Below are 17,080 nucleotides of genomic sequence, written 5' to 3' on the forward strand. Positions count from 1 at the left end.
TGTCCGTCCGGGGCGTCATGACTTCGTAGGCCAAGGTATCCCCGAACTCGAAGACCTCGCTGATGAGCCGCCGCTCCTCCAAAGGTAGGGTCCTCTGCTCGCTGATGAAGAGCTTGAGCTCCTCGTCGCTCAGGGAACTTGTGGCCTCCTGGGAGACCCCAAAGAGGCGGGATATGAAGTCCGTGGAGGCAGAAAGGACCACCACCGCGGGGCGGAGGATCCGGGAAAGGGAGAGAATCAGACGGGAGGAGAGAAGCGCCAAGCGCTCCGGATGGGCCATGGCAACCCGCTTGGGGACAAGCTCCCCAAGGACAAGAGTGAGGAAGGAGATGACGACCGTAACGAAGATAACCGCAATCTCCTCCCCGAGAACCGAAAGAATCGGAAGGCCTGTCCCCTCAAGCTTTCTGCCCAGATTCCTTGCCAGCGACACAGCCCCCGTGGCGCTTGCGAAGAACCCCGCCATGGTAACCCCAATCTGGATGGTGGCTAAGAATTCGCTCGGGTTCTCGAGAAGACGCCGCAGGGCCTCAAGCTGCCTCTCTGAGCCCTTCCCCCTGGCAAGGTGGAGCTGGCTCCTCCGGGTCGAAATGAGGGCAATCTCAGAAGCGGCGAAAAAGGCGTTGATGGCGACAAGAAGAAGGATGAGAAGAACCGTCCCCAGGTACTCCACTTACACCATCCCCCAGAATGCGCGAGGGAAAAATGAGGCACCTTCGCGGGAAAGAAAGAAACAGGAGAAAAAAGACCGCTCGTCCGAATCCTCGCTCTCAGACACTGCCTTCGATATCTCCTCTTTTCTCCTTGTTTTCCTTAATCTTACCATATCCTCGCAAAATTCGCCACCACCAGCCCCCTTTTGTGGTATCCTTACCGGGAAAGGAGAGAGGCACTGTGGAGAAGAATGCGACCATCTTCAGGGAACGCAAGGGGTACACCATCTTCCGCATCTTCCTGAAACCGGACCTCCCTGCCCTCTTCCTCCTTCCCCAAACTCCTCCTCCCCACCCTGCTCTCTTCTTCCTCCACCACTACCGGGGATCGAAGGAGAACCTCGTCTTTTTCGCCTCTGAGGCGGCGCAGAGGGGCTTTGCCGTTTTGGCCATCGACATGGAGTACCACGGGGAGCGGAGCGTAAACGGCCGGGACATTCTCTCCACGGACCTTGAGGACGACCACCGGGCCTTCCTGCGCACCTTCGAGTATTCGCTCCTTGCCCTCCGGTTCCTCGAAACCCACGAGGAAATCCGAAGGAAAGAAATCTTCTTCCTCGGGGTGAGCCTTGGGGCCCTCGTGGGCACAGTCGTCTCTGCGCTCTACGGGAAGTTCAGGGGGATTGCCCTTGTCGTTGGCGGAGGGAACATCGAGATTCTCTTTGCCGAGAGCATGCTCGACTCCATTGTGAACATCCGCTACGACCTCCAGAAAAAGGGGGTGCCAATCCGGGACGTTGCCCGGGCCTTTCGGGACCTCGACCCCCTGCACGCGGCAGGGAAAATCACCGCCACTCCCGTTTTCCTCTTCAACGCCACCCAGGACACCATTGTTCCGGCGGAATGCACCCTGGAGCTCTACCGGGCCCTTTCCGCCCCGAAGGAAATCCAGTGGTTCCACGCCGAGCACAACCTCTTCTACCTTCCCCGCTACCGCATTCCCCAGAGGGTTCTCGAGCGCTTCGTCGTCCTGCGGGAGTAAAAAGAGGGCCAAAAAAGAACCATGGGCTCCAACGAACCATCCGGTGTTTCAGGAGGCATTCCGCCTCTTCCGCAGGTTTTGCTCCTTGCCTCCTCGCTTGGGGAGGGTCTGGAGCTACCCGCCACCTTCCGATTCCTCGGAACCCATGGTAATTGTAGAATACAACGGGTCCCCCTCCCTGTCAAGGGGGGTGGAAAAAATTTTTGTGTAGATCGACCAGAGTTTCGTTCACAGTACCTTCCCCCCTTGCAAAACCCTTCTCGTCTACAAAACCAGGTAGAATAGAGAGGGTTTAAAAAACCCGTAAAGGAAGGAGGGAATGAACCCTGGCGCTCATCCTGGTGGTTCAGGAACACTGGGCTTCACACCACCACTTCGACCTTCGCCTTGAACGGAACGGGATGCTGAAGAGCTGGGCAGTACCTCGAGGCATACCCCAAAAACCTGGGGAACGGAGACTGGCTATCGCTGTGGAGGACCACGCCCTTGAGTACGCGGATTTCGAAGGAGAAATCGTAGAGGGCTACGGCAAGGGGAAGGTCGCCATCTGGGACAGGGGGTTCTACATCCCTGAAAAGTGGGAAGAAGGAGAAATCCTCTTTGAGGCTAAAGGCGTAAAAATGCAGGGTAGGTACGCCCTCATCCACACCCAGGGCGATCAGTGGCTGCTCGTAAAAAGAAAGGAAAAAGCGTAGCTTTTGTGCTAACATAGGTGAGAAAGGAGGTGAGCAAATGCTTAGAAAAGCCGTACCGGTTGTCCTGGTCCTTCTTGTGCTCTTTGCGAGTTCCTGCACCGTCAACCTGGAGAACGTGCAGAGGATTACCTATACCCTTCGGGTGGAAGAAGAAGGAACCACAAAGGAGGGGCGTCTTGAAATGGAATCCAAGCAACTCGACGAGGAAAACTACGAGGTACAGGTAAACTTCACCATGGATGGGGAGGGCTTCACCACAACCTTCAAGACTCAAAAGGGTAACCTCCAGGAAGCAATTGCTCCAATTGTGCTTGCCAACCCTGCCCTTGCCGGAATAGGGGCTGCTCTTTCGGTTGCCCAGATGTTCCTTGTCCCTCCCCTTCTTGAGGGGGAAAAGTTCACAGAAGGTTTCCAGTGGAAGCAAAAGAGCGAAGAAGGAGAGACGGAGGTAACGGTTCTTTCTGCCGAGACCCGCTTTGAGAGAGAAGCCCTCTGGATAGAAGTGAAACAGAACGGCACAACAATGGCTCGGGTACTCCTCACCAAAGAGGGCTACTTCCCCCTTGTCGTCGATCTTCAGGACCCGGAGAAAGAGGGGAATCGCTTCTTCGTCGAGGTAAAGGAAGTAACCTGGAAGTAAGCCAAAAGGCACCGAAGGGGAATAAACTCCCTCTCCGATGGGTCTACAATGTAATGCTTGAATGAAAGAGGTGTAAGACATGAAGTCCATTATGCTCTATGCGCTGAGTACCTGTCCTTTCTGCAAGATGGCCAAGCGGTTCTTCGAAAGCCAGGGCATTGCGTACCAGTCGGTGGACGTTGATCTCCTTCCTGAACCGGAGAAGGAGAAAACCGTTGCCGAGGTCCAGCGTATCTCGGGGAGGAGGGCTTTCCCGGTCATTGTCATTGGCGAAGAAGTCATCGTAGGATACGATGAGCTCCGTATTAAGGAGGCACTCAAGAAATGAATGCCGAGCGGATTCTTTGCCCTGTATGCCAGGTTGCCTTCCCTCTCAAGGAAGAAAAAGTTCCGGGAAAGAAAATCGTCTGCCCTGTCTGTGGGGCGGTTCTCACCCTTGAGAACGAAAGCGGAGCCTGGGTCCTCAGGCGACCAAAGGACATGACCCCAGAAGAGGAAATCCGCGCCCGGGTGGAGAACTTCGCCCGGCTCAGGAACTACCGCTTCAACGAGATGAAAGAACCGCTCATCGAAGCCCTTCTCAAAAAGTACGAGCGTTACGGAGATTTCTACTGTCCTTGCAAAATCGACAACATCCCCGAGAACATTTGTCCCTGCCTTGAAACCCGCCAGGGAAGCGTCGAACGGGACGGCCGCTGCCACTGCGGGCTCTTCTGGAAGGAGGCGTAGTTCAGTGCTTCGGGGGATTCGCTGGCTTTCCGGAATCCTCATTCCCCTCCTTCTTGGACAGGCTCTGGCCCTCACCGTTGGAGCGTCCATTCCTCCTCTCTGCAGCCTCGTTGCTCAGGTCGGGGGGGACCGGGTGAAGGTCGTGCAGCTTGTTCCCAATGGAGCCAATCCCCACACCTACGAGCCTACTCCTTCAGACGTTGCCAGGGTAGCACAGGCTGAGGCTTTTTTCCTCATCGGTCTTGGCTTTGATTCCTACCTTGAGAAAATCATCAAGGCGGCAAGGGGGGAGAAAGCACCGGTGTTCTACGTGTCTTCTGGACTCGAACTCCTTGCAGAAGGAGGAGAGCACAAGGAAGCGAATCCCCACGTCTGGCTTTCCCTGCGGAATGCCCAGAAGATTCTCGAGAATATTGCCCAAAGTCTTGCGCTCCTTGATCCCGAGGGGGAAAGATTGTACAAGGAGAATGCCCAAAAATACGCCCAAGTCCTCGGGGAACTCGATGCTCGATTTGCGAAAGAGTTCTCTTCCCTCCCTTCTTGTTCCTTTGTGGCTACCCATGCCTCGTTGAGTTACCTCGCTCGAGACTATGGACTCCTCGAGGTTGGGATTCTTGAGAAAGCCCCAGGATATGAGCCCACACCAAGGGAGCTTGCGGAACTCGTAACCCTCATGAAGGAAAAGAATACTCGGGTTATCGTCGTTGAGCCCCAGTTCAGTACCAAGGCGGCTCAGGTCCTCGCGAAAGAGGCAGAAGCTGTCCTTGTCTTTTTCGACCCCCTGGGAAGCTTCCCCGACACCCCCTACCACGTTCTCATGGAGGAAAACCTCAGAAAGTTCGTTGAAGCTCTGAGAAATACCAGAAATGGCGAATCCGGTCATTGAAATCCGAAATCTTTCCTTCGCCTACGAAGGGACTCCGGTACTCGAGGACGTCTCCTTGGTGGTCGAGCAAGGAGAATTCGTCGCCCTCATCGGACCAAACGGAGCGGGGAAAACAACCCTTCTCAAAATCATCCTTGGGCTTTTGCCGGTGCAGAAAGGCGAGGTTCTCGTCTTTGGGAGACCTCCCAAGGACCTGGGAAAATTTCGCCATCGCATCGGATACGTTCCCCAGCTTCCTCACTTCGACCCTTACTTCCCCATTACCCTGCGAGAGTTCGTACTCACGGGAAGATACGGGCTCATTGGGGTGGGGAAAAGGCCTAAGAGAGCTGACTGGGAAGCGGTCGAAAAAGCCCTCGAGGTAGTTCATCTTGAGGATTTGGGAGAGAAACTTTTAGGAGAGCTTTCAGGAGGGCAAAGGCAACGGGCCCTCATCGCCCGAGCCCTGAGCACAAATCCGGAAGTCCTCCTCTGCGACGAACCCACCACTGCCGTAGACCCCAAAGGCAGCGAGAGCTTCTACGAGCTCCTTTTGCGGTTGAAAGAGGAGGGGAAAACCATCCTCATCGTCTCTCACGATGTGGGGGTTGTGGCACAGTATGCCGACAGCATCGCCTGTCTGAATCGGACCATTTTCTGCCATCGAAGGCCTGAGGAGGTTATCTCTGAGGAAATGCTTGAAGCCCTCTACGGCAAAGAAGCGGCTTTCTTCCACCACGGGGAAATTCCCCACATCGTGGTCCGGAGAGAGCGTGGGGAGCAATGAGCATCCTGAGCCTCGGCTTCATGCAGCGGGCTTTCCTTGCAGGATGCCTTGTGGGGACACTCTGCGCTCTCGTGGGGGTTTTCGTGGTCCTCAAGCGCTTATCCTTCATGGGGGCAGGGATATCCCATGCCGCTTTTGGGGGTGTGGCCCTCGGGTACGTCCTCGGAATAAACCCTACCCTTTCGGCTTTTTTCTTCTGTATCCTCGCAAGCCTTGGCATAGCTGTCCTCTCGAGACACCGACGCCTCAAAGAGGACACCCTCATCGGCATCGTTTTTGCAAGCACCATGGCCTTGGGGGCATTCCTCATTGGAGTGGGGAGGATACGAAATGTGGACCTCTTCGGGTACCTTTTCGGCAACATCCTTGCCATCACAAGAGAAGACCTCCTCTTTGCCCTTGTTACAACTTCAGTGGTCCTTGTCCTCCTTTTCGCCTTCTACAAAGAATTCCTCATCGCTACCTTAGACCCTGAAGGAGGAAAGGCAAGTGGTGTTCCTACCGAAGCCTTCTCGTACCTTCTTGTGGTGCTTGTGGCGGCAGTGGTTGTGGTAACCATGCGGCTTGTGGGGATTGTGCTTGCCTCGGCTCTCCTTGTGCTTCCTGCGGCAACCGCCCTCCAGAGAGCGCGAACCGTGCCTCAGGTCATGCTCTTTGCCCTTTTTGACGGCATCGCCATATCGCTTGGGGGACTCTTCCTTGCGTACCTTCTCGATGCTCCCGCGGGGGCGACGATTGTTCTCATCGGAACAGGGGTGTTCTTGGGGGTTTCTATTTCTTCTTCATTTCCCAGGCGAGGATAATGGCCTCGGCAACTTCCTTCATGCTCTTTTGCTTATTCATGCTGTAGCGCTGGATTCGGCGATACGCCTCTTCTTCAGTCAGCCCGTACTCCTGCATGAGGATACCCTTGGCCCGCTCAATCTTTTTGCGGCTCTCAAGTTCCTCCTTCACCAGCTCACTCTCCATGAGGAGGCGATGGTTCTCGATGACAATTGCCGCCTGATTGGCTATGGCGGTGAGGAGTTTGATTTCCTCTTCGGTGAAATCCCGGGGCTCAGAGGTGTAGAGATTGAGAACACCGATGACCCTCCCTCGAACGACGAGGGGTAAGCTCACAAGAGAAGCAAGTCCTTCTTTTTCGGCGATGTCCTTGTTCACGTAGCGAGGGTCTTTTTTCACGTCGTACACGATGATAGGGCGCCGCTCGAGTGCCGCAAGCCCTGCAATGCCCTCTCCAAGACGAAGCGGAGGCTTCCGGTTGTACGCTTCGCTCACCGATTGGGTGGCCTTCACCTCGAGGAGTTTTTTCTTCTCGTCAAGGAGCATGAGTGAACAGATGTTTGAGCCCATAACCTGAGCGGTAATGGTGACGATGAGGCGCAGGATATCCTCAAAGTAGAGATCCGAGGTGATGAGCTCACTGATACGGGCTAAGGCCTCAATTTTCTCCCGCATGGGCTTCCACCTGGTATAATGGGAGTAAGCTTTGGTTTCCATTGTACCATCTCTGTCAACAAGCGGGGTGAAAGAAATGCCGAAGCTCTTTGGAACTTTTGGCATACGGCGCGTCGCAAACGAAGCCCTGACTCCCGAGATGGCCACAAGACTCGCCCTGAGCTTTGGAACCTTCATTGAAGGGGAAAGCGTAGTTGTGGGACGTGATGCCCGAAAGCACAGCGAAATGCTCTACAACGCCGTCGTTGCCGGGTTTCTCTCCGCAGGGTGCCAGGTGGTGGAACTCGGGGTTACGGCAACGCCGGCCCTCCAGTGGGCTTGCCGGGAATGGCAGATGTGGGGGGCGATGGTCACAGCAAGCCACAACCCTCCTGAGTGGAACGGCATCAAGTTCATGGAGAAAAGCGGCAAGGGCCTCGATCGGGAAAAGGAAGTGGAAGTTGAGCGCATCTTCTTTGCCGAGACCTTTCGTCGAGCCTCCTGGTCTGAAATCCGTCAGGAAACCCTGAAGCGGGATATCCGCTGGGACTACATTGCTGCCATCATATCCCGCGTCGACAGCACAGCTATCCGAAAGAAAAACTTCCGCGTTGTTCTTGACTGTGCTAATGGTGCTCCCTCCCTCATCACGCCCTACCTTCTCTCGGAGTTGGGATGCCGTGTCGTGAGCCTCAATGCGCATCCTGATGGGAACTTCCCGGGAAGGAATCCCGAACCCACTCCCGAAAACCTTAAGGATATCACCACTCTCATTCGTCATGGTGACTTCGATCTCGGCTTTGCCCAGGATGGTGATGGAGACCGGCTCATCGTGATTACCGAAAAGGGGGAATTCGTACCCGGGGACTTGAGTGTGAGCCTCGTTGCTCGGGAACTCGCAGCGCGACCCATCCCTGGTCCCATCGTGACAACGGTTGCCACCACCCACATTCTCCAGGAGATTGCTCGGGCCACCAACCGTGAGGTCATCACCACCGCCGTAGGGGACCTCGTGGTGGCAAAGGCTCTCCAGGAACACGGAGGAATCTTTGGCTGCGAGGAGAACGGCGGAATGATTTTCCCGGATTTCGTCTGGGGGCGAGATGGTGCAATGGCTGCGGCGTTCATCCTCCATATCCTTGCCACCCGGGAGAAACCCCTGAGTGAGCTTTTAAAAGAGCTTCCACCATACTACCAGGTCAAGAAGAAAGTTGCCATTGATCCTGAGAAAAGGGATGTCGTGCTCCAGGCGGTAGACAAAGCCACGGCCCAAGAAAAGAACCGCATAACCATTGATGGCTTTAAAGTCATCTTTGAAGATGGGAGCTGGGTTCTTGTCCGACCTTCAGGAACCGAACCCCTCATTCGGGTCTTTGCAGAAGCAAAAGAAAAGGAAAGGGCAGAAGCTCTGGTTTCCAAGTACCTCGGCCTCATCGAAAAAGCCCAAAAGTGAGGTAATGCCTCACTTTTGGGCTACGTACATGAGGTAGTAGGCATTTGATTTTCGTTCTGAACCGATGGTTGTTTCCGGGCCATGGCCGGGGAGAACCAGGACTTGATCGTCAAAACGGGCAAAGAGGCGTTCTAAACTTGCGATGAGTTCTCGGAATGACCCCCCAGGGAGATCCGTCCGGCCCACAGACCCGAAAAAGAGCGTATCCCCGCTGAAGAGCCACATGGTCTCGGGGAAAAAGAGGCAGATGCTCCCCGGGGTGTGTCCGGGAGTCGCGATAACCTCAACCCGGGTATCCCCAAAGAGAAAATGCGCCGTCTCGCCCTGGAAGAGGAGATCCGGAAGGGGTGAAACGAAAGGACGGGAAACTTCCTCTGAGAGATTCAGGTCCGGACGCGAGAGGTACACCAGATCCCCATCGTGAATGGCCAGAACCGCCGAAGGAAAGGCCTCTTTGAAGAAAGCGTTCCCTCCGATGTGGTCAATATGGCCATGGGTATTCACGATAAAGGTAACCGAAAGACCCTGCGCTTCTATCCACTCTTTGAGCTCCAAAGAAGGTGAGGCAGGGTCAAGGAGAATGGCTTCCTTACCGTTGTGGATGACGTAGCAGTTGGTGGCGAAATCCCCAAGGACGAAACGCTCAAAGGCAAGCTTCATTTTCTCCTCCTTTCCTTGCTCTCAAGAAGGATTGTGACCGGGCCGTCGTTCACAAGCTCTACTTCCATAAAGGCACCGAAAATTCCGCTTGCCACTGGAACTCCTTCTTCTTGCAAGCGGCGCAAGAACTCCTCATAGTAGTGCCTCGCCATATCCGGAGGCGCTGCTTCGTCAAAGCTCGGACGCAATCCCCGGCGACAGTCCCCATAGAGGGTGAACTGAGATACACAGAGCACGGCCCCCTGAACATCGAGGAGACTCCGGTTCATCTTCCCCTCCTCGTCCTCAAAAACCCGAAGGCGCGGAATTTTCCGCACCATGAACTCGAGGTCCTTTTCCGTGTCGTCCTTCCCAACCCCAAGGAAGACCAAAAGTCCCTGGTCAATGGCTCCAACGATTTTCCCATCCACTCGAACAGCAGCTTTTTGAACCCGTTGCACCACGGCCCTCATCGCCCGGAAAAAACTCCTCCCCTCTTCACATTCTGGACATTCGAGACTTTGCGAATCTCTTTGAGTACTCCCTCGAGCTCCTCCCGATTCCTTACGTCCACCACTAAGTGAATGTGGGCAATGTCGCCAACCGTGTGCGCCCGAACAGCCCTGATCTCCACCTGGCAGTTCGCAATAGCCCCAGAAACATCTGCAAGGAGCTTGGGCCGGTCAAGGGCTTCAACCACAATACCGGTGTGGAAATGACCCTCAAGGTCCTCCACCCACTCTGCATCGAGGAAACGGCTCGAGTCCTGGGAAACGAGGTTGGCGCAGTCCTTGCGGTGCACCGTTATTCCTTTCCCCTGGGTGACAAAGGCCACAATCTCATCCCCTGGAATTGGGGCACAGCAGCGAGCCAGGCGAACAACGAGATTGGAAACTCCCTGGACGATAACGCTCTCCTCTTCCCGGAAGGGGTGAACCGCCCCAGATTTTCTCTTCTCCTGGAAGCGCCGACGAATGGAGTAGGGTATAATCCGGTTCACCACGTGCCGAGCGCTGTAGCGTCCTTCCCCTATGGCCACGTAGAGGTCTTCGATGTCCTTCAAGCGTTCCTTCTCAAGAAAGGCATTGAGATTCTCTGTGACAGCGACGTTCTCTTCTGGGGTCAAAGAGTACTTCTCCATTTCCCGGACGAAGAGCTCCCGACCCCGTTCCCGGTTCATTTCCTGGTTTTTCTTCCGAAGGAAAGCCCGAATTTTGCTCCGAGCTGCAGGGGTCTTGGCAATCTTCAGCCAGTCCACACTCGGGCCAGAAGAGGAGCGGGAAGTAATGATTTCCACGATATCTCCGCTTTTGAGCTCGTAGTCCAGAGGAACCATTTTCTTGTTGACCCGGGCTCCCACACAGGTATTGCCAACTTCGGTATGGATGAGGTAGGCAAAATCGATTGGAGTAGACCCTTTGGGGAGCTTCTTCAGGTCCCCCTTGGGAGTAAAGACGTAGACTTCGTCGTCAAAGAGGCTAATCTTCAGGCTCTCCATGAACTCCCGGGTACTCTTCAAATCCTGCTGCCACTCGAGAATCTGCCGAAGCCAAGCCATTCGTTCGTCAAATCCGTCATCCTTGCCCTGGGTTTTCCCTTCCTTGTACTTCCAGTGGGCAGCGATGCCGTATTCTGCAACCTGGTGCATATCCCAGGTCCGAATCTGAATCTCCATCGGGAGCCCCTTAGGCCCGATGACGGTGGTGTGGAGCGACTGGTACATGTTCGATTTGGGAACGGCAATGTAGTCCTTGAAGCGGCCTTCAATGGGGCTCCAGAGAGAATGGACAATGCCCAAAACCGCGTAGCACTCATCGACCGTGCGCACGATGACCCGCAGGGCGATGAGGTCTGGCAGGTCCTCAAGGGTGAGGTTCTGACGGCGGAGTTTGTTGTAGATGCTGTAGATGTGCTTGAAGCGACTCTGAATTTCTCCCTCGATTCCTGCCCGCTTGAGACGAGCCGCAAGCTGCTCTTTGGCTTCCTCAATCTGCGCTTCTCGCTCGGCCCTCAGCCGCTCTATCCCCTGCTGAATGGCACAGTAAGCTTCGGGGTCAAGGAAAAAGAGGGAGAGGTTCTCAAGTTCCACCTGGAGAGCGTACATCCCTAAGCGGTGCGCTATGGGAGCGAAAATCTCAAGAGTCTCCCGGGCAATTTCCTCTTTTTTTTGCCGGTTCTGGTACTTGAGCGTTCGCATGTTGTGGAGCCGATCGGCGAGCTTGATGATGATGACCCGGACATCCTCGGCCATGGCGAGGAAAAGTCGTCGGTAATTCTCGACTTGCGTTTCCTCCTTAGAAGAGTACGAGAAACCAACGTTGAGTTTCGTGACTCCTTGGACAAGGCGGGTGACTTCCTCCCCAAATTCCCTCTGGAGGTCCTCTGGGGTGAGACTCTCGTTGTCCTCAAGGACGTCGTGCAAAAGCGCAGCGGCAATAGTTGCTTCATCCATCCGGAGATCCGCCACGATATGGGCAACCGAAAGAGGATGCACAAAGAAAGGCTCCCCCGAAAGCCTCGTTTGCCCCGCGTGGGCCTGGAGAGCAAAAGTGTACGCCCGGGTAACGAGATCTCGGTCGAAGTCAGGGTGGTAGGAGGAGATTTTGGCAAGGAGTGTCTCGAGACTCTCCCTTTCCTCTATCCCACCTGGCTCATCCATCTCACCCCTACAGCTTCACCAGGGAAACAACGGGATACTTTGCAAGCCGTTCCCTTCCCCGAAGGGCTTCAAGCTCTATAACAAAACCGATTCCCACAATATTTCCTCCCAGTTCCTCCACCATCTCACACACCGCTTTCGTCGTTCCCCCTGTGGCGAGCAAATCATCCACCACAACTACCCGCTGCCCAGCCTCGATGGCATCTCTGTGAATTTCAAGAGTCGCCGAACCGTACTCAAGCTGGTACGTCTTAGCTAACGTCTCTGCAGGGAGCTTCCCTTTCTTTCGCACCGGAACAAAGCCGCACTCAAGAAGGTACGCAACCGGTGCCCCAATGATGAAACCCCGAGCCTCAATCCCCACCACAAGTTCAGGATGAGCTGGGCGCAGGGCTTCTGCAAGACGATGGATTGCTTCCCGAAACGCCTCCTTCCTCTTGAGGAGCGTCGTGATGTCCTTGAACTGAATTCCTGGAGTGGGAAAATCGGGAATATTGCGGATGTACTGGGCAAGATCCACAGCCAATTCAGCCTCCTCACTTTTTAATTCGCCAGTCATGTACCTTAAGGTAAAAGGCGTCCTCTCCTCCGTTGTGCACCTCAAAGGCAAAATCTGCAAGAGAACTCCCACAGAGTTCTTCCATTCGACCACTCCCCTCGAAAACCACCGCTTCCTGGTACTCTTTTCCCTGGCGAAGGAGCAAACGAAGGTGGTTCCCCTTCCGCCCCCACGCCCACCGCCGCTCGAGCACCACGTTCAGCGTAGCCAAGAGGGGATTGGGATTCTTCTCTCCAAAGGGCTTGAGCTTCTCCCAGAAGGAAAGGAACCGCCCATCAATGTCTCGAAGCCCCACCACCGCATCCACAACAAGCCCCTGGGAAAGGGAAATTTCGCATATCCTCCGCGCAAAGAGCTCGTTGAGGCGCTTTCGGAAAAGCGGTATGTGTTCTGTCCGAATTTTCACCCCTGCTGCCATCTCGTGCCCACCATATCGGACAAGAAGGGAAGAACACTCCTTAAGTGCTTCAAGGAGATTGAAGCCCTCTACGCTCCTTCCCGAGCCTACGGCGACCTCCCCTACTTCCCCCAGGACGATAACCGGTCGCAGGAGCCTCTCGCTCAAGCGAGAGGCTACAATTCCCAAAACCCCAATGTTCCAGCCTTTCCCAGAGAGAACCACAATTGCATCCTCAAGGAAAACCTGTTTCTCAGGGTCTGTAAGAATGTCCCTGAACACCCGTTCCTCTTCTTCCTGCCGCTTGCTGTTCAAAGCGTTCAAGCGCCTCGCATGGACCAGGGCTTCCTCAGGATGGTCACAGAGGAGAAGATCAAGAGCAACCTTTGGGTGATCCACTCTCCCTGCAGCGTTGATTCGGGGAGCAAGAATGAAACCCACACTATCAGCGCTCACCGGGCGTCCCCCAATACCGGAGGCCTCACAGAGTGCCCGCACCGGAAGAGAAGGGTTCCTGTTGAGGATTTCGAGTCCGTACTTCGCAATGACCCGGTTCTCCCCAAGGAGAGGCACTGCATCACCTACTGTCCCAAGACAGGCCAAATCCAGGTATTCCTCCGCCGGATCCCTTGTGACCCCAAGGTGCAGTGCTAAAGCCCGGACAAAAAGGAGCGCCAAACCAGCCCCCGAAAGAAGGGAAACCCTGTTCCCTCCGAAATCCCATGTACTCACGATGGCGTCCGCTTCAGGATAGTGCAAAGGGTCGGGAAAATGGTGATCGAGAACGATAAGCCCTGCACCGTGCGCCTTGAGGATTCTTGCCCCCTCAGTATCCCTGATGCCGCAATCCACGGCAATCACAAGGAGGGAAGACTGCTTCCGGGCAACTATTCGGTCTACCGCCTCTTTGGTGAGACCGTAACCCTCAAGGAAACGGCTCGGAACGTACACCTCGACGCTTTCGTTGAAGCGACGAAGAAAACGGGCAAGAATAGCCGAACCTGTAAGTCCGTCGACATCGTAATCTCCAAAGATGAGAATCTGCGAACCCTGACGAATTGCCCGTTCCACAAGAGATACCGCCCCATGAATCCCCGGAAGGTCAAACAGGCCATCGAGAGACCTCAGCGAAGGCTCAAGGAACCTCTTCCCATCCTCAGGGGTAGTAATCCCCCGATTGAGGAGAATGCGGGCTGCGGCAGAAGGAAGAGAGAGCTCTCGCATGAGGCGTCGAAGGTGTGCCTCGTTAACCCGCCGAATTCGCCAGCGCTTCTCCAAACACCTTACCTCCGGCGAGGCCGTCGTTTCTCCCAGTCGACCCACAGGGCACTCACCACGAAAATCGAAGAGTATGTCCCCACCACAAGTCCAACAAGAATCGCCAGGGCAAAGTCCTGGAGCATCTTCCCGCCGAAGAAGTAGAGGGCAAGAACAGGCAAGGCAGTGGTCAACGCCGTATTGATAGTCCGGGAGAGAACCTCGTTGATGCTTCGGTTGACAATCTCCTCGAGGTCTTCACTTCGCTTTTTCCCCACAAGGTTTTCCCGAACTCGATCCATAACAACGATGGAATCGTTAATGGAGTACCCCAAAACGGTCAGGACCGCTGCAAGAATTGGAATGGTGAATTCCTTCTGGAGGAGCGACACCACGCCAACCACAAAAAGACCGTCGTGGGCTAAGGCAAGAATAGAGGTCACCGCAGGGCGAAACTCAAAGCGAAAAGCTACATAGACAAGAATCCCTCCAATGGCACCAAGAAGAGCCACAATTCCCATGCGCCGGAGATCAGCCCCAACCGCCGGTCCCACATCTTCAATGCGCAAGAGTTCAGCCGAACCAAACTTTTCCTTGAGGAGAGCCGCAAGACGATTCTGGTCTTCCTGGGAAAGCTTGGGTGTCCGGATAACGACTTCCGTCGGGGAAAAGCGCTGAATGACGCTCTTTTCAAGTCCCATCGTCCCTAAGGTTGCCCGGAGCTCTTCGGTTGTCACTTCCCGGGGGAAACGGAACTGGAGGAGAGTCCCCCCGGCAAAATCTACGCCGTAGTTGAGGCCCCGAAGTGCAATGCTCCCCAAGCTCAAGGCTACAAAGATAATGGACACAACATACGCTATCCTCCGAACCCCCATGAAGTTGATGTGCGTTCCTCTAATGAATTCCATGGTCCGTCCTCCCTCAGGCGCGCATCTTCAAGCGATCTGCAAAAAGGTCCACAAAAACCCGGCTTACCCAGACTCCGGTGAACATGCTGCAGAGAATGCCAAGGCTCAAGGTTACCCCAAATCCCTTAATCGGTCCGGAACCAAGGGAGAAAAGGAGCACCGCAGCAATGAGGGTGGTGAGGTTGGCATCAAGAATTGTTCGGAAGGCCTTCTGGAAACCGGCCTCAATTGAGGCCCTCCAGGTCTTGCCGGCGCGGAATTCTTCTTTGATCCGCTCGAAGATAAGGACGTTTGCATCCACCGCCATCCCCACCGTGAGCACGAAACCGGCAATCCCCGGAAGGGTGAGGGTCGCCCGAAGACCGATGAAGACCGCAAAGAAAAAGAGAACAAAGCACAAAAGGGCAAGGTCTGCAAGAAGCCCAAAGGCCCCGTAGTACAGGACCATAAAGGCAAGGACAAGGATGACTCCGAGAACAGCAGCGCGCAGTCCTGCCCGTACCGAATCTCTCCCAAGAGTCGGTTCCACCGAGCGATTCTCAATCACCTCAACCTTTACAGGAAGGGCTCCAGCCCGGAGAAGAATGGCAAGGTTCTGAGCCTCCTCAAGAGTAAACCGCCCGGTAATTTGAGCTTCTCCTCCCGGAATGGGTTCCTGCACAATGGGGTTAGAGATGAGCTTACCATCAAGGTAAATCCCCAAGGGCTTCCCCACGTTCGCAGTCGTCGCCTGCGCAAAGAGTTTCGCTCCCTCGCTGTCAAAGGAAATCGCCACTACCGGTCGCCCAAGGCGATCGAACTGAACCTGGGCATTCTTGAGGTGTGCTCCGGTAAGAAGCGTCTTTCCGGTCTCATCCTTGAACTCAAGGAGCGCCGTCTTTCCAATGATTTCCACCGCTCGCTGGGGATCCGTGACTCCAGGAAGTTGCACGAGCACCCGTCGTTCACCCTGGCGGGCAATGACCGGCTCAGCGACTCCAAGCTGGTCTATGCGGTTACGAATTATTTCCACCACCCGACGTACTGCATCCTCATCGACTGGGGCCTCAGGGGTGTCCACACACTCAAGGAGGATATGGGACCCCCCCTTCAGGTCAAGCCCAAGGCGAATTCGATCCTGAATCGGGAATACCACGAAAAGAGAAATAACTATGAGCCCAAGCACAACAAGGAACCGCCATGGGAGAAACCGCCGCTTCATGGACAACCCTCCTTCGGAGATTACTTCTTCGAGGCGATAGCAGTCTTAGAGAAGCGGATGCGAACGTCCTTGGCAACCTCAAGAACTACTTCGTTCTCGTCGACCTGGGTGATTACTCCATGAATACCGCCGATGGTGACCACGCGATCCCCCTTCTTGAGGCTCTTCCAGAGTTCCTGCTGGGTACGTTGCCTCTGCTGCTGAGGCCGAATGAGGAGGAAGTAGAAAATGGCGATGATGAAAAGGAGGGGGAGAAGCTGGGCAAAGACATTTGGTGCTGCCTGAGGAGAAGAAGGAAGCGGAGAAGAAGCGACTTCCTGTGCAGCATGAGCTACGGAAAGGAAAAAACTCACTTACATCACCCCTTTGTCCCTGTAGAGAGATAAGAACTCCCGGGCGAACTCCCAGAAATACCCTTCTTTCAGAGCCCTCCGGACATCCGCCATTAACTTTACCATAAAAGCAAGGTTGTGTATAGTAGCAAGCTCAGCAGCGAGAATCTCTCCCGCTTTAAAGAGATGCCGAAGGTAAGCCCGTGAAAAGTTCTGACAGGTGTAACAGGTGCACTCGGGATCTGGGGGTTGGAAATCCCGAGCAAATTCCTGCCGATCTATGTTCATCCGCCCACGGGAAGTAAAAAGGCAGGCATTACGAGCATTCCTCGTGGGGAGAACACAATCGAACATATCCACTCCCCGGAGTACCGCCTCAATGATACTCTCCGGACTCCCCACTCCCATGAGGTAACGGGGTTTATCCTCAGGGAGCAGGGGCTCCACCACCTCAATCATTTCGTACATCAAAGGCTTTGGCTCCCCTACACTCAGGCCCCCAATGGCGTATCCGTCAAAACCAATCTCCACAATCTTCTCGGCACAGAACCGGCGAAGGTCTCTTTCTGTTCCCCCCTGAATAATGCCGAAAAGGAGCTGTCCATTTCCCGAAAAAACCTCCCGACAGCGTCGTGCCCAACGGATAGTCCTCTCTGCAGCTTTCCGTTCCCGCTCAAAGGAAGCAGGAAACCCCACGCATTCATCAAGAGTCATAATGATATCTGCCCCAAGGGCTTCCTGGATTCGAATCGAACTCTCCGGAGTAAAGCGATGGAGGGATCCGTCAAGGTGGGACCGAAAGCTCACTCCCTCGTCATCAACCCGCA

The 17,080-nt window shown here is 54.9% G+C and carries 20 protein-coding genes; 9 read left to right on the forward strand and 11 right to left on the reverse strand.

Annotated features, from left to right (window positions below; translation table 11 throughout):
• On the reverse strand, positions 1-673 hold a 673-nt coding region (locus H5U36_03400), incomplete at its 3' end, for a DUF21 domain-containing protein (GenBank protein ID MBC7217216.1).
• A gap of 32 nt (positions 674-705) precedes the next feature.
• Here H5U36_03400 and H5U36_03405 point away from each other — a divergent pair.
• From H5U36_03405 to H5U36_03440, 8 genes are all read left to right on the forward strand, one after another.
• Positions 706-1,695 (forward strand): alpha/beta hydrolase, encoded by a 990-nt coding sequence (locus tag H5U36_03405; protein MBC7217217.1) that lies wholly within the window; start codon positions 706-708, stop codon positions 1,693-1,695.
• Between the two features lie 326 nt (positions 1,696-2,021).
• On the forward strand, positions 2,022-2,390 hold the full coding sequence (locus H5U36_03410; protein ID MBC7217218.1) for a 3'-phosphoesterase: 369 nt from the start codon (positions 2,022-2,024) through the stop codon (positions 2,388-2,390).
• Positions 2,391-2,427: 37 nt separating this feature from the next.
• The gene (locus H5U36_03415; protein MBC7217219.1) at positions 2,428-3,030 is read left to right on the forward strand and encodes a hypothetical protein; all 603 of its coding nucleotides are present in this window, start codon (positions 2,428-2,430) and stop codon (positions 3,028-3,030) included.
• A gap of 79 nt (positions 3,031-3,109) precedes the next feature.
• Positions 3,110-3,358, forward strand: coding sequence for a glutaredoxin family protein (locus H5U36_03420; protein ID MBC7217220.1), 249 nt, complete (start codon positions 3,110-3,112; stop codon positions 3,356-3,358).
• Complete coding sequence (locus H5U36_03425; protein MBC7217221.1) at positions 3,355-3,759, forward strand: hypothetical protein; 405 nt, start codon at positions 3,355-3,357, stop codon at positions 3,757-3,759. Before H5U36_03420 ends, H5U36_03425 begins: the two co-directional genes overlap by 4 nt.
• Positions 3,760-3,775: 16 nt before the next feature.
• Positions 3,776-4,645, forward strand: coding sequence for a zinc ABC transporter substrate-binding protein (locus H5U36_03430; protein ID MBC7217222.1), 870 nt, complete (start codon positions 3,776-3,778; stop codon positions 4,643-4,645).
• Complete coding sequence (locus H5U36_03435; GenBank protein MBC7217223.1) at positions 4,626-5,411, forward strand: metal ABC transporter ATP-binding protein; 786 nt, start codon at positions 4,626-4,628, stop codon at positions 5,409-5,411. The genes H5U36_03430 and H5U36_03435 overlap by 20 nt, the downstream gene beginning before the upstream one ends.
• Entirely contained in the window at positions 5,408-6,214 is an 807-nt protein-coding gene (locus H5U36_03440; GenBank protein MBC7217224.1) for a metal ABC transporter permease, read from the forward strand. Before H5U36_03435 ends, H5U36_03440 begins: the two co-directional genes overlap by 4 nt.
• Here the strand turns inward: H5U36_03440 and H5U36_03445 are convergent.
• Complete coding sequence (locus H5U36_03445) at positions 6,183-6,869, reverse strand: GAF and ANTAR domain-containing protein (GenBank protein MBC7217225.1); 687 nt, start codon at positions 6,867-6,869, stop codon at positions 6,183-6,185. The two genes, H5U36_03440 and H5U36_03445, sit on opposite strands and share 32 nt — an antisense overlap.
• 76 nt (positions 6,870-6,945) lie before the next feature.
• Between H5U36_03445 and glmM the strand changes: the two genes are divergently transcribed.
• On the forward strand, positions 6,946-8,301 hold the full coding sequence (gene glmM / locus H5U36_03450; GenBank protein ID MBC7217226.1) for a phosphoglucosamine mutase: 1,356 nt from the start codon (positions 6,946-6,948) through the stop codon (positions 8,299-8,301).
• A 9-nt stretch (positions 8,302-8,310) separates the two neighbouring features.
• On the opposite strand, the gene H5U36_03455 is transcribed toward glmM, so the two are convergent.
• The 9 genes from H5U36_03455 to tgt all read right to left on the reverse strand — a co-directional run.
• Positions 8,311-8,961, reverse strand: a complete 651-nt coding sequence (locus tag H5U36_03455) for an MBL fold metallo-hydrolase (GenBank protein ID MBC7217227.1) — start codon at positions 8,959-8,961, stop codon at positions 8,311-8,313.
• A complete protein-coding gene (locus tag H5U36_03460; GenBank protein ID MBC7217228.1) occupies positions 8,958-9,413 on the reverse strand; it encodes a D-tyrosyl-tRNA(Tyr) deacylase in 456 nt (151 codons plus the stop codon). Before H5U36_03460 ends, H5U36_03455 begins: the two co-directional genes overlap by 4 nt.
• A complete protein-coding gene (locus H5U36_03465; protein ID MBC7217229.1) occupies positions 9,410-11,542 on the reverse strand; it encodes a bifunctional (p)ppGpp synthetase/guanosine-3',5'-bis(diphosphate) 3'-pyrophosphohydrolase in 2,133 nt (710 codons plus the stop codon). The genes H5U36_03460 and H5U36_03465 overlap by 4 nt, the downstream gene beginning before the upstream one ends.
• Positions 11,543-11,606: 64 nt before the next feature.
• Entirely contained in the window at positions 11,607-12,119 is a 513-nt protein-coding gene (locus H5U36_03470; protein MBC7217230.1) for an adenine phosphoribosyltransferase, read from the reverse strand.
• Positions 12,120-12,135: 16 nt separating this feature from the next.
• Positions 12,136-13,833 (reverse strand): single-stranded-DNA-specific exonuclease RecJ, encoded by a 1,698-nt coding sequence (recJ, locus tag H5U36_03475; protein MBC7217231.1) that lies wholly within the window; start codon positions 13,831-13,833, stop codon positions 12,136-12,138.
• A gap of 5 nt (positions 13,834-13,838) precedes the next feature.
• On the reverse strand, positions 13,839-14,720 hold the full coding sequence (gene secF / locus H5U36_03480; protein ID MBC7217232.1) for a protein translocase subunit SecF: 882 nt from the start codon (positions 14,718-14,720) through the stop codon (positions 13,839-13,841).
• 13 nt (positions 14,721-14,733) lie between these two features.
• The gene (secD, locus tag H5U36_03485; protein ID MBC7217233.1) at positions 14,734-15,921 is read right to left on the reverse strand and encodes a protein translocase subunit SecD; all 1,188 of its coding nucleotides are present in this window, start codon (positions 15,919-15,921) and stop codon (positions 14,734-14,736) included.
• Between the two features lie 20 nt (positions 15,922-15,941).
• Positions 15,942-16,274 carry a preprotein translocase subunit YajC gene (gene yajC / locus H5U36_03490; protein MBC7217234.1) on the reverse strand — a complete coding sequence of 111 codons (333 nt, stop codon included), beginning with the start codon at positions 16,272-16,274 and terminating at the stop codon, positions 15,942-15,944.
• A partial coding sequence (gene tgt, locus H5U36_03495; protein ID MBC7217235.1) for a tRNA guanosine(34) transglycosylase Tgt occupies positions 16,275-17,080 on the reverse strand: 806 nt, incomplete at its 5' end.

This window comes from Candidatus Caldatribacterium sp. (genome assembly GCA_014359405.1).
Taxonomy (GTDB): domain Bacteria; phylum Atribacterota; class Atribacteria; order Atribacterales; family Caldatribacteriaceae; genus Caldatribacterium; species Caldatribacterium oleiphilum.

Excerpts from the sequence above, each read along its gene's own strand:
- H5U36_03405 (MBC7217217.1), top strand. The coding sequence starts at position 706 with ATGAGGCACCTTCGCGGGAAAGAAAGAAACAGGAGAAAAAAGACCGCT.
- H5U36_03415 (MBC7217219.1), top strand. The coding sequence starts at position 2,428 with ATGCTTAGAAAAGCCGTACCGGTTGTCCTGGTCCTTCTTGTGCTCTTT.
- H5U36_03420 (MBC7217220.1), top strand. The coding sequence starts at position 3,110 with ATGAAGTCCATTATGCTCTATGCGCTGAGTACCTGTCCTTTCTGCAAG.
- H5U36_03425 (MBC7217221.1), top strand. The coding sequence starts at position 3,355 with ATGAATGCCGAGCGGATTCTTTGCCCTGTATGCCAGGTTGCCTTCCCT.
- H5U36_03435 (MBC7217223.1), top strand. The coding sequence starts at position 4,626 with ATGGCGAATCCGGTCATTGAAATCCGAAATCTTTCCTTCGCCTACGAA.
- H5U36_03440 (MBC7217224.1), top strand. The coding sequence starts at position 5,408 with ATGAGCATCCTGAGCCTCGGCTTCATGCAGCGGGCTTTCCTTGCAGGA.
- H5U36_03445 (MBC7217225.1), bottom strand. The coding sequence starts at position 6,869 with ATGCGGGAGAAAATTGAGGCCTTAGCCCGTATCAGTGAGCTCATCACC.
- glmM (MBC7217226.1), top strand. The coding sequence starts at position 6,946 with ATGCCGAAGCTCTTTGGAACTTTTGGCATACGGCGCGTCGCAAACGAA.
- H5U36_03455 (MBC7217227.1), bottom strand. The coding sequence starts at position 8,961 with ATGAAGCTTGCCTTTGAGCGTTTCGTCCTTGGGGATTTCGCCACCAAC.
- H5U36_03460 (MBC7217228.1), bottom strand. The coding sequence starts at position 9,413 with ATGAGGGCCGTGGTGCAACGGGTTCAAAAAGCTGCTGTTCGAGTGGAT.
- secF (MBC7217232.1), bottom strand. The coding sequence starts at position 14,720 with ATGGAATTCATTAGAGGAACGCACATCAACTTCATGGGGGTTCGGAGG.
- secD (MBC7217233.1), bottom strand. The coding sequence starts at position 15,921 with ATGAAGCGGCGGTTTCTCCCATGGCGGTTCCTTGTTGTGCTTGGGCTC.